Consider the following 14,284-nt stretch of genomic DNA (forward strand, 5'->3'; position numbering starts at 1 on the left):
TTTAGCAACAATAACGATAATTAAAGGTTCAATGATGAAAAAGGCTCTGATAGCAGTTTCTATTTCTTTACTACTGGGTGGCTGTGGCGATGCAACCAATAGCCCTGGCTCTGAAAAAGCCGGCTCAGTTATCAAGCAGTCATCCGTTTCCGAGCAGCTCGATACTATTTATAACGACTACTTTGAACAGAACCTCAAACTGAACCCATTGCTGGCGACTTACATTGGCGATAAGCGGTACAATGACCAGTTACCCAATTACCTTTCCAAACAACATATTGCCAAGCAGCGTGACTTAAACCAGCGCTTTTTGGAGAAAATATCCGGCATTAATGTCGAACAATTGTCACGCAATCAACGCATCAGTTACGACATTTTTAAACGCAAGCTGGAATTGGAGCTAGAGGGTCTGAAGTATCCAGAGCATCTTATTCCAATTAACCAGTTTTATAACCTCGCAGGTCGTTTAGCGATGCTGGGCTCCGGTGAGTCTGCACAACCTTTTAATACAGTTCAGGATTATGAAAACTGGGCACTGCGAATGGAACAAATTCCGCGCTTATTTGAGCAAGCCATTGCTAATATGAAAGAAGGTGTAGAGAAAAACATTGTTCAACCACGCGTGCTTATCGAAAAAGCCATACCGCAAATTATCGCACACATTGACGATAATGTAGACAACACCTTGTTTTGGGCTCCTATAGCTAATATGCCGGAGTCTGTATCAGAGTCCGAAGCAAAGCAGCTTCAACAACGCTACAAACAGGTATTAAGCGATACAGTTATGCCTGCCTATAAAAAGTTGGCCACCTATCTAAAAGAAGAATATTTACCACACACTCGCACCGAAAGCTTTGGCATTGGTCAACTCCCGGGTGGCGATGCATGGTATCAACACAGAATTGAAGCCAACACCTCGACTCAACTCAGCGCCGATCGCATTCATAAAATAGGCAAAGACGAAGTAGCGCGCATTCACTCGGAAATGCGCGACATTATGGAAGAAATTGAATTCGATGGTAACTTAGCTCAGTTCTTTGACTTCATGACCAATGATCCGCAATTTATTTACGAAAGCCGCGAGGCTATGATTGAAGACTACCGTTCACTGCGCAGCAAGGTCGACGAACGAGTCAGCCAACTTTTCGATATTTTTCCTAAAGCAGACTACGAAGTCAGAAAAGTGGAAGAATTCCGCGAGCAGTCGGCCAGTTCAGGCTCTTATCAGTCTGCACCTGCCGATGGCTCACGCCCGGCGATATTTTACCTAAACACCTATGATTTGGGTTCGCGCCCGAACTGGGCTAAAACGGCACTGTTTTTACACGAGGCCGCGCCGGGTCACCACTTCCAAATTTCTATTCAGCAAGAACTTGAAGACTTACCGGAGTTCCGCAAGTACGGTCGAGAAACCGCTTATACAGAGGGCTGGGGACTGTATTCTGAAGCATTGGGTTACGATTTAGGTTTATATGACGACCCATACCAACGATTTGGTCAGCTGGCTGCTGAATTGTGGCGTTCTATTCGATTAGTCGTGGATACTGGTATTCATTCAAAAGGCTGGACGCGTCAGGAGGTGCTTGACTATATGTATGCAAATGCGCCGGTCGCTGAGGCGCGGGCAGTTTCTGAAGCAGAGCGTTTTATGGCGCTACCGGGGCAAGCTCTTGCCTACAAAGTCGGTGAATTAAAAATCAGTGAATTACGTCGCCGTGCGGAAGACAAGCTTGGTGACAAATTTGATATTAAAGAGTTTCACCGTGTGGTACTGGAAGACGGCGCTGTACCGCTGGTTATACTGGAGCAAAAGGTCAGACGCTGGATAGCCGAACGACTCTAAAGCAGATGATCGACCGGTAGGCGCGCGGTTAACCAAACCATTAAGCGTCTACCAATGCCTGCACCGGGCTCTTTATAGAGTTTTTGTGCAGGTATTTGACTTTTATCCAACCAGTATAGTTTATAAAAACGATTGAGTCTGGCTTCGTAAGTTCGCATGGGTAGTTCGTGGTCAAACATTGAGTTAATTTGCATGGCCATCGCTTCCGATTCAATGATAATGCCAGACTCTGTGTTGATCTGCGCTGATCTTGGGTCGAAATTGAAAGACCCAACGAATACCTTGTTACCGTCAACCGTCACTGTCTTTGCGTGCAGACTTGATGCCGAACGACGAAAATAGGGTTTCATGTCTTTTCGAAGCGTTTCTTCTGTTCGGCGAAGTTCAAACAACTTTACACCGGCCAATAATAAACGACGACGGCGACGCTGATAACCGGCATGCACCGCTGGTACGTCCGTCACCGCCAGGGAGTTGGTCAATACTCGTACCTCAACCCCCTGCTCTGCCAGTTTTTCTAACTCTTTCACACCTGTTGCCGTTGGTACAAAGTATGGCGATACCAACAAAATAGACTGCCTGGCCGAACCAATAGTTTTCGCTATCTGCTGGGTTAAAGAGCGTTTTGGTTTTGAGGATAGGTCTGCTTTTAAAGGGTCATCACTCACTACTTGTGCCAACGCCGAAAATGCCGGTATGGCTTTGGTATCATCCGTCAGCTGTTTATCGGACAACACGTATTGATTCAAATCTTTGGTTTCCGGCTTAGACTCAAAGACTTTCCAAATTTCTTCAAACAGCCGACTGCGGTGACTTCGTTTTATCAGCGAAATAGACCGAGACAGTGCACACAGCCAATAGTGACGCCAGTCTTCCATTATTTTGGCGACTACCGGGCCGCGGGCAATCACATCTAAGTCCGAGAAAAGTTGACCGGCATGAGTACCGAAATATTCGTCGCCGACATTACGACCTCCGACAATAGCAATGCGATCGTCGATAATCATAGCTTTATTATGCATACGCCGGTTCATGCGTTTAAAGTCGGTCAGCCAGTTCACCCAGCGCCAGCGGCGGTGTTTGAAAGGGTTAAAAAACTTAACGTTAAAGTTGCTGCGACTCGACAGGTCGCGCAGCAAAGGCTCGATGGGCTTGCTGTGGTGATCATCGATTAACAAGTCGACAGTAACGCCCCTCTCAACCGCGTTAAGCAGCTCTTTCAACAGCGTTAAACCGCTGGTATCCGGTCGCCACAGATAGTATTGAAGCGCAATATGCTGCTTCGCGGAACGCAACAGCTTTACCCGCTCAATAAGTGCCTGATGCGCATCGGACAGCAGCTGAAATTGACTGGCCTGTGCAACTTTAAGCTTGGGTGTCATCGTAGCTTTTCCATGGCCTCTTCAAGCCCTTCAATAGTCAACGGATACATTCGACCAGCCATCAGATCATTTATCATTCGAACCGACATGTAATACTGCCAGTACTTCTGCGGCTGCGGATTTAACCAAGCCACTTTGTCAAAGTGGCCGGTCAAGCGCTCCAGCCATGCCTGTCCCGGCTCTTCATTCCAGTGCTCAACACTACCGCCTGGGTACGCAATTTCATACGGACCCATAGTGGCATCCCCCACAAACAGCAGCTTGTAGTCTTCGCCGTAAGTTTGAATGAGTTGCTGAGTGGGAATTTGCTCCTCCCGACGACGACTGTTGGTGCGCCAAACACCTTCATACACACAGTTGTGGAAATAAAACAGCTCTAAGTGTTTAAATTCACTTTTCAGTGCCGTAAATAGCTGTTCACACTGATAAATGTAGTCGTCCATTGAGCCGCCAACGTCCAGCAGCAGAATAATTTTAACGGCATTATGCCGCTCTGCTCGCCATTTTAAATCAAGCAAACCACCTTTTCTGGACGTTGCGGCTATAGTTTCATCAAGATCAAGCTCTGACGCAGCTCCGGTACGCGCAAACTGTCTTAATTTACGCAATGCCACCTGAAAGCCCCGTTGCTCCAGCCGCGCGCTCTTATCTAAGTCTTTAAACTCTCGCTTATCCCAAACCTTTGACGCGCTGCGATCCCGATTACCGTCCTGGCCAATGCGAATGCCGCCCGGATGATACCCGTAAGCACCAAACGGGGAGGTGCCACCGGTGCCTATCCACTTAGAACCGCCCTGGTGCCGCTTTTGCTGTTCTTTAAGGCGCTCGTGAAAAGTTTTAATTAATTCTTCCAGGCTACCAAGCTGCTGAACTTTTTGTTTTTCTTCCTCACTAAGCTCACGCTTTAAGGCGTTCTCAAGCCAGTCGTTCGGAATTTTTTCGGCGACATCGGTCTTTGCCACCTTTTCGACGTACTCGCTAAACGCGCGGTCAAACTTGTCATAGTACGACTCATCTTTAACCAGAATGAGCCGCGACAAATGGTAGAACTGGTCAACATCGGCAAACGCGAGGTTAGCCTTCATCGCCGCCAATAAATCTAACCACTCCGTAATGCTGGTTTTTAACCCATGTCGACGTAATGTCTGAAAAAACTCAACAAACATAACAACTACCGGCGCTGCATGCGGGCAAGTTCAGTCACTCGTTCAATATCCTGCTCATGTTTCAATAACGCACCAGAGAGCGGCAATAAGTCACCACTTTGTTGGCTTTGTTTTAACTGGCTGGCACTGACATCTTCAGTCAGTAACAGGCGTAACCAATCTAACAGTTCAGATGTCGATGGCTTTTTCTTCAGCCCGGGCACTTCGCGCAAATCAAAGAACAGCGACAACGCCGTATCTATCAGCTCTTTCTGAATATCCGGATAATGCACATCAACAATTTGTTTCAGAGTCGCCTCGTCAGGAAACTGGATATAGTGGAAAAAACAGCGTCTTAAAAAGGCATCCGGCAACGCCTTTTCGTTATTCGAGGTAATGAGAACAATAGGACGCACACGCGCCTTTACTTGCTCTCCGGTTTCGTAAACATGGAACGCCATTTGGTCGAGTTCATGCAGTAAGTCGTTGGGAAACTCCACATCGGCTTTGTCAATTTCATCAATGAGCAGTACCGGCCGTCTATCGGCAGTAAAGGCCTGCCAAAGTTTACCGGGGCGAATGTAGTTGCTAATGTCATGGACTTTGTCACTACCGAGTTGGCTGTCGCGCAGGCGCGACACGGCGTCATATTCATACAGCCCCTGTTGCGCTTTAGTGGTCGACTTAATAGACCAGGTCAGCAGATCGGTACTCAATGCATCGGCCAGCTCTTCTGCCAAGCGCGTTTTCCCGGTGCCAGGCTCCCCTTTTAGTAATAAAGGTTTCTCCAGTGTTACCGCTGCATTAACGGCTGTCGCCAACTCTTTAGATACTACGTAAGAACGACTGTTAAACTCCATTCGGCGATCCTATTCTGTTTTTGTCTTAAAAGTGGTGCCCATACTATCGCAAACGCTTATGCGTGTGCGAATTCTGACGCTCTTCAAAGCGTTTAAGGGCTTCGGCAATGTCCATTTTAACAAAAGGTTTAGTGACATAATCATCCATACCTGCGTCCATCGCTTGTTTGCGAGTTTCGGGAAAAGCATCCGCAGTCAGCGCCACTATGTAAGGCTGTTTTATGTGCATTCCCCGCAATTTCTGAGTAGCCTGCATGCCGTCAATATTCGGCATGTGCACGTCCATAAACAGCGCGTCGTACGAATGCGTACCGAACAATTTAAAGGCCTTTTCAGCATTACTGACAATTTCCACTTTTTGCCCAAGCGACATCAGCATTTCTTTGATAATTAGCTGGTTAACTCGGTTGTCATCAACCACCAAAACACGGTGGGTCTCGAGGCTTGGCAGCTCTCTTTTAGGCGTATGCGCACTTGCTCCTGTTTGTGTCCTCATGGGAAGCACGACAGTAAAACACGAACCTTCGCCGGGCACACTGTCAACCCGAATAGTGCCATCGAGCAACTGCACCAAACTTCGGACAATTGCCAGTCCCAAACCACTGCCGCCCTTCGGTCTGTTCAAGCCATACTTTTCCTGCTCAAACAGCTGCCAAATACGCTGGGTATTTTCAATGCCTACGCCGGTATCTTTCACTTCTATAATAAGTTCACCGACAAAGTCAGACTCCCGGTCCCAGCTAGCAGAAAGATTAATTTCGCCAGTTTCAGTAAATTTCATGGCATTATTCACCAAGTTACTGACCACCTGCGCTGTACGCGACTGATCCATCTGTGTCACTTCAGGAATATCCGGGGCTATATTCAGAGTAAACTTGAGGCCTTTGTCGACGATTGGCTTTTCAAACAAATGCGCAATGTGCTCAAGCACTTTTTTAGGTGAATGCGACCCCAAAACCAGCTTTAACTGCCCTTCTTCTGCTTTGGTCAGGTCCAGAATATCGTTCAAAGTAGTCAGCAAGTAGTCGCCACTGTCCTTAATGGTTTCAACCAGATCACGCTGCTTACTGTTGAGTTCTGACGCTTCTAAAACCGACGTAACTCCAAGAATACCGTGCAATGGCGTGCGTATTTCATGAGACATGTTCGCCAAAAATACGTTTTTCGCGTGCGCTGCTCTTTTTGCATCCAATTCAGACTGTTTCTGTTCAGTCAGATCGGTCACCGTTCCGGTAAATCGAGTAGCTCTGCCATTCTCGTCATACTCAATAACCTTCCCCCGGTCTAAAACATATACCCAACTACCATTTCTATGGCGAATTCGATGCTCACTCTCGTAATATGGTGTTAGTCCGTCGAGATGGCTTTTTATCGCCCCCCACACTTGCTCGTAGTCGTCTGGATGCAAAATGCTGGACCAGTTCGCCACGTGCGCCTCCAGCTCATGCAACTCCCAACCAAACATTCGTGCCCAGCGCTCATTATACAAGGTTACTCCGGTTTGCGGATTCCACTCCCAGGTACCTAAACGTGTTGCATCCAGCAATAACTTCAGACGATTACGCTCTGTTTCCAAGGCCAGCTCCAACTGCTTGCGCTCGGTAATATCGATAAGATACCCATACAAATAATTCATACCGTCATCGTCGGTGATAACCACAGTGGTATCGGATACCCAGATGTCGTGTCCATTGGCATGTTTTAAGCGATAGTCTTCGTGAGTAATAGACTCTCCAGACTCAAGACGGGTCAATGCTTCAACTTCTTTCAAAACTTTTGGCAAGTCTTCTTCGTGAACCAGCGATTGATACTCGATATCGCAATTCATTAACTGGTCTTTCGGGTAACCCAAAAGCGCTTCGACATTGTCTGACACGAACAGAACCGGCCAGCCCGGCACATCTTCCCAAATAAAAAGACTCAGGCGGGTCCCTGCGTTTAATAGCGCGGCGAGGTTATCATTTGAAATTGGCGTTTTCATTGAAGCGCGAATAGTCCTTGTTACTCAGGCAGTTTGCCCACTGAAAAACATAGTGTACACTGACGCCAACAATAACATAAAAATAACCAATTCCGGATGAGTCAGGCGAACGTCAACGAATGGCAAAACGCATTATTACAACAGGTTGATCAGCTCATTGAGCTGGCCAAGACTCGCCTGCCCGCTAAAAATAAACCCACAGTTCGCGGTCCTGAGTACTGGCAACGCTTTGCTAAACACCACTACGTACGAGCAGCCGATTTAATGAAAGAGGGTCAGGGTTTTGAAGCAGCTAAGCATTTTCGCCGCGCTGCACTGTTCGGACACAGCAAAGCCATGCTGTATTTGGGCCAAATGTTTATGCAAGGTCGCGACTTACCCCACAGTATTTTTCATGCCTGCTGTTGGTTAACATTGGCAGAAAATGCCGGTGAAGAGGGAGCAAGTGAACTGCTACAGTCACTGGTTCATCAATTAACCGCAAAACAACTGAATAGTGCCCGGCGCTTAGCCGCCGAGCGTTTTGAACAGTTATGCGATGCCAGTTTTGATACTCACGGCTTGTAAGGGGTTTAACAACTAAGGCGTCCAGAGTTTTACTTTTTCTCTTAACGTGCCGTTTTCTACCCAGTCTTGTAATTGGTCACCCATTCGACGTCCAGCGTCAATTGCTTTACGCCAGTAGTTCATCCGTGTTTCTGCATCTAAATTAGCAAAGTCGGTTCTATCCGGAATTTTTCCGTAAGGTAACGATTTTATAAACGTTTCTGACGGACTAATAAAAATAACATTAGGCCACTTCTTGCCAGTCGTCCGACGCCAGGTAAGTCGTTTATCGAACCAGCCCGGAATAACGTCTCGATTAAAGTGCGGGTATAGCACCAAACCGTCGACATTGCTGAAATCGAGATCGAAGTGGTAGTCAGTGACACCGCCGTCACGGTAAATGCCTTTAGGCGCACCAGGAATGTCCTTAACTCCATCGAGCACTAAAGGAATTGAGCCAGTCGCCAAAATAGCGGGCTGGAAGTTCTCCTGGCTCAAAGCAACCCGAGTTGTGGGTAAATCATTCCAGTCTCTCGTAAATGTTGCATCAGAGTCCGGGTGATGGAAAATAACACGCTCATAAAAGCGACCTAACCAACGTCGGTTAATGCCATTGGCAACCGCTGAATTCAACAGTCCAACGAGTTGTCGACGTGACTCCGAGGCTGTCCACCCGCGACACCGGGCAACAATAAAGTGATGACGGAATGCTGACTGCCCCAATATTTCTTCAACGGCTTTGTCAGAAATGTACTTATCGAGCAATATTTTGGCTTCGCGAGTAATTTCCGCTCGGTCGGGCTTTTCACTGTAGGTCTGTGTGCTGTAGAGCTGACAAAACAAGTCACTGGCAGCGACCGGGTCCCGCTGACCAAGCGCCGCAAAACGCCATGCGCCGGCAGAGGTTCCCAGTGTATTTAACGGCTTATTGTTGTTTTTAAAAAAGTCGCCGAACATCCAACGGTCAATGCCCTGCAGCACAAACCACTTTGGTCCGCCTGAGGCACCCAACAACAAGCCAATGTCGTCAGCGGTTAACTGCTTTTCCTGAATGTGCTGATACGCTTGCGCACCGGCTTTAATATCAATCCAGTCGCTCATACTACTGTTCCTGATTTATAATTGTTTCTTTCGTTCGGCGAGAATACCCAGCAAAAAGACAATGCCTATGGTACTGACAGCTACAAACTGCAGTGGTATTTGGGCTAGCCAACTGGCTAAAACCGGAGTAAACCAAACCAACAGCCAACCATAGCCAAAGGCACACACCACCACAAACACTAAAGTTCTGAAAATGAAGTGCCAATGCGCAACCTGGCGTTTCACCATTTTATTAATTTCATTACCGTAAATGACCAATAAAGTGGCCACAATCATCATCGCAATTTCATAAAAATGCGGACGAATCATCATTCCTAAATTATTAAGTAGCTGCTGCACGTCTTATTCTCCCTACCTAACGCCCGCCCGAGTATACGAACTTTCTTATATTTTCGCATCCCAAGTTTTTCTCCGCTTATGTTATGCTTTTGGCAAAATTGCATGACGACAGGACACTCAATGAAAGTAATATCATTCAATATCAACGGTATTCGCGCACGTTTGCACCAACTTCAGGCGGTTATCGATAAACACCAGCCCGATGTTATCGGTTTGCAGGAAACCAAAGTTCATGACGACCAATTTCCCCTGGCAGATGTAGAGGCGATGGGTTATCACGTCATTTATCATGGCCAAAAAGGTCACTACGGTGTTGCCATGCTCAGCAAGAAGCCGTTGGAAAATCCACAGTTTGGCTACCCAACTGACGATGAAGATGCGCAGCGCCGAATGATTATGGGTGACTACCCACTTGAAAGTGGTCAACGTGTACGTGTATTGAATGGCTACTTCCCACAGGGCGAAAGTCGTGACCACCCCACCAAATTCCCGGCAAAAGAAAAGTTTTATCAGGACTTAATGAATTACCTGAATACCGAACTCTCTGCCGACGACCCGGTGATTGTTATGGGCGATATGAACATTTCGCGCATTGACCATGACATTGGTATTGGTGAAAACAACGCCAAGCGCTGGCTGCGCACCGGTAAATGCAGCTTTTTACCAGAAGAACGTGAGTGGATTCAAACACTGATGAACTGGGGCTTCCAGGACACTTACCGCCTGCTGAACCCGGATACGGACAACGAATTTAGCTGGTTTGACTACCGCTCTCGCGGCTTCGACGACAACCGTGGCCTTCGCATTGACTTAATTTTAGCGACCCAGTGTCTGGCCGAGAAATGCGAAGATACCGGCATTGATTACGAGCTTCGCGGTATAGAAAAGCCCTCTGACCACGCCCCGGTTTGGTCAACCTTTAACGTGTAACCTTAATGTTCATGCGGCGGGAGCTGATCAAGCGCTTGTCGCAGAACAATGGCTAAATCCATGTATCGAGGCGCTTTGTTATTGGCCGCTTTAACCGGAATACCTTGCGCCTCAAGCTTCTGTCTTAACTCCAAGTACCAACGTTTTAACTGCGGCTTCAGCTGCTGCTGTGAACGCCATCCCAGCCAATAAATACCCTGTAACGGCAAACTCAGCATAATCAGCGACAGCATAATTCCTGTTGCCAACTGCTCCTGAGGCAAAAACTGCCAGGTCAGTAACGCATTAATCACAGCTATACCGGGCACCCATTTGACACCTTTACGTGTCATTGGAATAACCCGGGACTCTGTCATTGCCGCAACCACTGAGTGGTGAGGCCACGTTTCAGCGTAGGTTTTTCCGTCACGAAGTGTATGAAAAAACGACTGGCTCAACTGAATAACTCCTAAAACCGCTGCATTAATGATCAATTAAATGACCACTGTACGATATTCGACCTTTGAAAATAATTGTTACTTTTCAACAACTTGTACTGTTACAACCGTGTAGTGCACAAAGATATCCACAGATAATGTGGATACAGTTGATAAGCTTCCCACGCTTTGTCACTATACTCTTAAAATTAACGCCATAAGAGGGTCAAACTCAGTGCCCCAACCTCAGCTTCCATCAATATACGCGCCCATAACCGGGCGGGTTCAGTCGGCGCGTTCTGCCTCCGCTATTCCGGGAAGCGAATTGCTTGGCCGAGGCCTGCAACTCAGCATAACAGGCAGTACCTTGTATGCGCCAGTATCCGGCGAATTACTGCACTTAAGCCAGAGTGGCGATTATATCGCCATTAAAGTCAACGAGCACTTTTCCCTGCAGCTAATTTTAGGCAACGGCGAACATTACTTAACGCATGATGCGCTAAAAGTGCTCTGTCGACACGCGAAACAAGTGGAGCAAGGCACACCGTTAATGTTTGTAAATTTACCCCGACTACGCAGTTTACCCCAGTCACAGCAAGGGCTAAGCGTGTTATTATCGGCATTAACTGAACAAGCTTGTGAATTACCGATACACTGGCAACAAACGGGACGTGTTGTAGCCAATGAAACCTGTCTAAATGAAGAACCGGAGTAAAGTTAGAATGTTGACCATTTACGGAATTAAAAACTGTGACACTGTTAAGAAGTCGCTGAAGTGGTTAGATAAACACAGCGTTGACTATCAGTTTATTGATGTTCGTGAGCAACCTCTAGAAAAAGAAACGGTTCTGGACTGGCTGAATGAATTACCCGCCGACCAACTGATTAATAAACGCAGCACCAGTTGGCGCAATTTGTCAGATAACCAGAAAACGCTAAAGGATAATGATGCGTTAGCTGAATTAGTCGCTGAACAACCGACGTTATTCAAACGCCCGCTAGTAAAAGACAGTGACGGTATTCACTGTGGCTTTAAAGATACACAGTGGAGTGAACGCTACTTATGAGTTCCGAAACACTAGCATTAGCCAAAGAGCTCATTTCCCGGCCCTCTGTCACACCGGAAGACGAAGGTTGCCAGCAAGTTATTGGCGAACGTTTGGCAGCACTGGGTTTTGAGCTGGAAACCATGGTGTTTGAAGACACCACCAACTTATGGGCACGCCGCGGTCAGGGGCGTAAAGTGTTCTGCTTTGCCGGGCACACTGATGTTGTACCACCGGGTGATGTGAACGACTGGCAGTTTCCGCCATTTGAACCCACTATTCATGATGGGTACTTATACGGCCGAGGTGCCGCCGACATGAAAGGCAGCCTGGCAGCTATGGTAACGGCCGCCGAAGCCTTTATCGAAAAACACCCCAATGTGGATGCGGATATCGCCTTTCTCATTACCAGTGACGAAGAAGGCCCTTTTATAAATGGCACCAAGCGCGTCATAGAGACTTTACAGGCACGTAATGAGCCGATTGAGTGGTGCATTGTTGGTGAGCCGTCAAGCACCGATAAGCTTGGTGACGTAGTGAAAAACGGTCGTCGCGGCAGTTTAACTGGCGACCTAACAGTACAGGGCATTCAGGGGCATGTTGCCTACCCTCACCTGGCGGATAACCCGGTGCATAAAATAGCGCCCGCATTAAGTGACCTGGTTAATGAGCAATGGGACGAAGGTAACGCAAGCTTCCCTCCGACAACGTTCCAAGTGTCTAACATAAACGCAGGCACCGGTGCGGGTAATGTAATACCCGGTCGTATAGACACACAGTTTAATTTTCGTTTTTCCACCGAGGTCACTGCTGAAGAATTAAAGCAGCGCACTGAGGCTATTCTGGACAAACACAAACTAAAATACTCACTGACATGGAAGCTCAACGGCCCACCATTTTTAACCGACTCAGGCGGTTTAATTGAAGCAGTTACCCACGCCATACACGATGAATGCGGATTCGAGACAGAGTTATCCACCGGCGGTGGCACTTCCGACGGTCGCTTTATTGCGCCAACCGGTGCACAAGTCGTTGAGTTAGGGCCGGTGAATGCCACCATTCATAAAGTGAACGAACGAGTGAAAGCCGACGACCTGGACAAACTCAGTGCGCTCTACCTTCGTTGTATGGAGAACCTGCTGTGTTAACGCTAAGGCAAGTCACCGGCGCCGACGAATCGCATTTGGTCGATATAGAAAACCAGCGACTCGAAAAGCAAGCGGCAAGAGCCTACGTTAAGCTCAAACAAGCGGCTTCGAATAACGGCATTGAAGTTCGTATTGCATCGGGATTCCGTTCTTTAGATCGCCAGCTGTCAATTTGGAATCGCAAGTGGCGGGGAGAACTCACTCTGCGCGATAAAAACGGCGAAATTATTAACGCCAATGCCTTAAGCGATACTGAAAAGCTGTGGGCAATATTGCACTGGTCGGCACTTCCCGGCGGCAGTCGACATCATTGGGGAACAGATTTAGACGTTTATGATCCGCGCCCTTTCGAAGCTGACAAAACGCTAAAATTGGAGCTCGTGCCCGGTGAGTACGTCAATGAATCCGGCCCATGCTATGAACTATGGCAATGGCTTACTCAGCACGCTCATGAGTATGGCTTCTTTTTTCCGTATGCCCGTTATCAGGGCGGTGTCGCACAAGAGCCCTGGCACTTAAGTTACCGGCCAATTTCCAGTCAGTGTCACAAGCTGCTGTCATTAGAGATTCTGGAGGGCACTATTAGTGCGCTCGATATTGAAGGCAAACCCTGTATTCTGGATAACCTGCCAACGATAAAAAAACATTATATTGATACAATAACTGAGGATGAGGGATGGACGAACATTTGGTGTGGTTACTAATAGCCTTGGTAATAGGTGTTATTGTCAGTAATTTGATGGTCTTAAAATACAGTGCGAAATTTAAATGGCCCGGAACAAAGTCATCAGAAAAGAAAGACGACCCTGAAACGGACCACAAAGACAAGCAGGATTAAATATCCGCACCTAGTCGCTTAGCCACTTCACGATAAGCTTCAACGACACCACCAAGCCCCTGACGGAAGCGATCTTTGTCGAGCTTTTCGCGGGTTTCGGCGTCCCATAAACGGCAGCCGTCCGGGCTGAATTCGTCGCCTAACATAATTTCGCCGTTAAAGACGCCAAACTCAAGCTTATAGTCAACAAGCAGCAAGCCTGCATCAGCAAAGAGCTTTTTCAGAACATCATTCACTTTGAACGTCAGTTCTTTCATTTTTTCAATTTGCTCAGCTTTTGCCCAACCAAATGCCTGAATGTGATACTCGTTGATCATTGGATCGTGCAGCGCATCGTTCTTCAGGAAGAACTCAAAGGTTGGCGGGTTTAATTCCATACCTTCTTTAACGCCTAAGCGTTTAACCAAAGAGCCCGCAGCATAGTTGCGCACCACGCACTCAACTGGAATCATGTCGAGCTTTTTCACTACCGATTCGGTATCGCTGATACACTCATCCAACTGAGTCGGAATGCCGGCTTCTTCCAGCTTACTCATGATAAAGTGGTTAAACTTATTGTTTACCTTGCCTTTATCGTCAAGCTGCTCAACTTTTTCACCGTCAAAAGCCGATGTATCGTTACGAAACTCCAGAATTAAACGATCGGGATCATCGGTGTGGTAAACCGTCTTCGCTTTACCCCGGTACAACTCACTGCGCTTTTCCATTG

At 47.4% G+C, this 14,284-nt stretch carries 16 protein-coding genes; 8 read left to right on the top strand and 8 right to left on the bottom strand.

Annotation, left to right across the window (positions count from 1 at the left end):
• Positions 1-31: 31 nt before the first annotated feature.
• Positions 32-1,843 carry a DUF885 domain-containing protein gene (locus CWI73_RS02700; RefSeq protein WP_126751429.1) on the top strand — a complete coding sequence of 604 codons (1,812 nt, stop codon included), beginning with the start codon at positions 32-34 and terminating at the stop codon, positions 1,841-1,843.
• Here the strand turns inward: CWI73_RS02700 and CWI73_RS02705 are convergent.
• The 4 genes from CWI73_RS02705 to CWI73_RS02720 are packed head-to-tail and all read right to left on the bottom strand — an operon-like array spanning position 1,840 to position 7,211.
• On the bottom strand, positions 1,840-3,225 hold the full coding sequence (locus CWI73_RS02705; protein ID WP_126751430.1) for a phospholipase D-like domain-containing protein: 1,386 nt from the start codon (positions 3,223-3,225) through the stop codon (positions 1,840-1,842). The genes CWI73_RS02700 and CWI73_RS02705 overlap by 4 nt on opposite strands.
• A complete protein-coding gene (locus CWI73_RS02710; protein ID WP_126751431.1) occupies positions 3,222-4,391 on the bottom strand; it encodes a vWA domain-containing protein in 1,170 nt (389 codons plus the stop codon). Before CWI73_RS02710 ends, CWI73_RS02705 begins: the two co-directional genes overlap by 4 nt.
• Before the next feature lie 5 nt (positions 4,392-4,396).
• Positions 4,397-5,230, bottom strand: a complete 834-nt coding sequence (locus tag CWI73_RS02715; protein WP_126751432.1) for an AAA family ATPase — start codon at positions 5,228-5,230, stop codon at positions 4,397-4,399.
• A 43-nt stretch (positions 5,231-5,273) separates the two neighbouring features.
• The gene (locus tag CWI73_RS02720; protein ID WP_126751433.1) at positions 5,274-7,211 is read right to left on the bottom strand and encodes a PAS domain-containing hybrid sensor histidine kinase/response regulator; all 1,938 of its coding nucleotides are present in this window, start codon (positions 7,209-7,211) and stop codon (positions 5,274-5,276) included.
• A 96-nt stretch (positions 7,212-7,307) separates the two neighbouring features.
• Here CWI73_RS02720 and CWI73_RS02725 point away from each other — a divergent pair, with 96 nt between their 5' ends.
• Positions 7,308-7,778 carry an SEL1-like repeat protein gene (locus tag CWI73_RS02725; protein ID WP_126751434.1) on the top strand — a complete coding sequence of 157 codons (471 nt, stop codon included), beginning with the start codon at positions 7,308-7,310 and terminating at the stop codon, positions 7,776-7,778.
• A gap of 12 nt (positions 7,779-7,790) precedes the next feature.
• On the opposite strand, the gene CWI73_RS02730 is transcribed toward CWI73_RS02725, so the two are convergent.
• The gene (locus CWI73_RS02730) at positions 7,791-8,858 is read right to left on the bottom strand and encodes a patatin-like phospholipase family protein (protein WP_126751435.1); all 1,068 of its coding nucleotides are present in this window, start codon (positions 8,856-8,858) and stop codon (positions 7,791-7,793) included.
• Positions 8,859-8,873: 15 nt separating this feature from the next.
• Positions 8,874-9,197 carry a DUF3392 domain-containing protein gene (locus CWI73_RS02735; protein WP_126751436.1) on the bottom strand — a complete coding sequence of 108 codons (324 nt, stop codon included), beginning with the start codon at positions 9,195-9,197 and terminating at the stop codon, positions 8,874-8,876.
• A 120-nt stretch (positions 9,198-9,317) separates the two neighbouring features.
• Here CWI73_RS02735 and xthA point away from each other — a divergent pair, with 120 nt between their 5' ends.
• On the top strand, positions 9,318-10,127 hold the full coding sequence (xthA, locus tag CWI73_RS02740; RefSeq protein WP_126751437.1) for an exodeoxyribonuclease III: 810 nt from the start codon (positions 9,318-9,320) through the stop codon (positions 10,125-10,127).
• 2 nt (positions 10,128-10,129) lie between these two features.
• On the opposite strand, the gene yfbV is transcribed toward xthA, so the two are convergent.
• Positions 10,130-10,564: a terminus macrodomain insulation protein YfbV gene (gene yfbV / locus CWI73_RS02745; RefSeq protein ID WP_126751438.1), complete on the bottom strand. Its 435-nt coding sequence runs from the start codon at positions 10,562-10,564 to the stop codon at positions 10,130-10,132.
• Positions 10,565-10,778: 214 nt separating this feature from the next.
• Here yfbV and CWI73_RS02750 point away from each other — a divergent pair, with 214 nt between their 5' ends.
• The 5 genes from CWI73_RS02750 to CWI73_RS02770 are packed head-to-tail and all read left to right on the top strand — an operon-like array spanning position 10,779 to position 13,575.
• Positions 10,779-11,258: a PTS glucose transporter subunit IIA gene (locus CWI73_RS02750; RefSeq protein WP_157980623.1), complete on the top strand. Its 480-nt coding sequence runs from the start codon at positions 10,779-10,781 to the stop codon at positions 11,256-11,258.
• Positions 11,259-11,265: 7 nt separating this feature from the next.
• A complete protein-coding gene (locus CWI73_RS02755) occupies positions 11,266-11,610 on the top strand; it encodes a Spx/MgsR family RNA polymerase-binding regulatory protein (protein WP_126751440.1) in 345 nt (114 codons plus the stop codon).
• Positions 11,607-12,737, top strand: coding sequence for a succinyl-diaminopimelate desuccinylase (gene dapE / locus CWI73_RS02760; protein WP_126751441.1), 1,131 nt, complete (start codon positions 11,607-11,609; stop codon positions 12,735-12,737). Before CWI73_RS02755 ends, dapE begins: the two co-directional genes overlap by 4 nt.
• Complete coding sequence (locus CWI73_RS02765; RefSeq protein WP_126751442.1) at positions 12,731-13,441, top strand: M15 family metallopeptidase; 711 nt, start codon at positions 12,731-12,733, stop codon at positions 13,439-13,441. Before dapE ends, CWI73_RS02765 begins: the two co-directional genes overlap by 7 nt.
• A complete protein-coding gene (locus tag CWI73_RS02770) occupies positions 13,414-13,575 on the top strand; it encodes a DUF2897 family protein (RefSeq protein ID WP_126751443.1) in 162 nt (53 codons plus the stop codon). The genes CWI73_RS02765 and CWI73_RS02770 overlap by 28 nt, the downstream gene beginning before the upstream one ends.
• On the opposite strand, the gene purC is transcribed toward CWI73_RS02770, so the two are convergent.
• On the bottom strand, positions 13,572-14,282 hold the full coding sequence (gene purC, locus CWI73_RS02775; RefSeq protein WP_053952331.1) for a phosphoribosylaminoimidazolesuccinocarboxamide synthase: 711 nt from the start codon (positions 14,280-14,282) through the stop codon (positions 13,572-13,574). The two genes, CWI73_RS02770 and purC, sit on opposite strands and share 4 nt — an antisense overlap.
• Positions 14,283-14,284 lie beyond the last annotated feature (2 nt).

Origin of the sequence: Idiomarina piscisalsi (assembly GCF_003987095.1) — a bacterium.
In the GTDB taxonomy this organism is placed as follows: domain Bacteria; phylum Pseudomonadota; class Gammaproteobacteria; order Enterobacterales; family Alteromonadaceae; genus Idiomarina; species Idiomarina piscisalsi.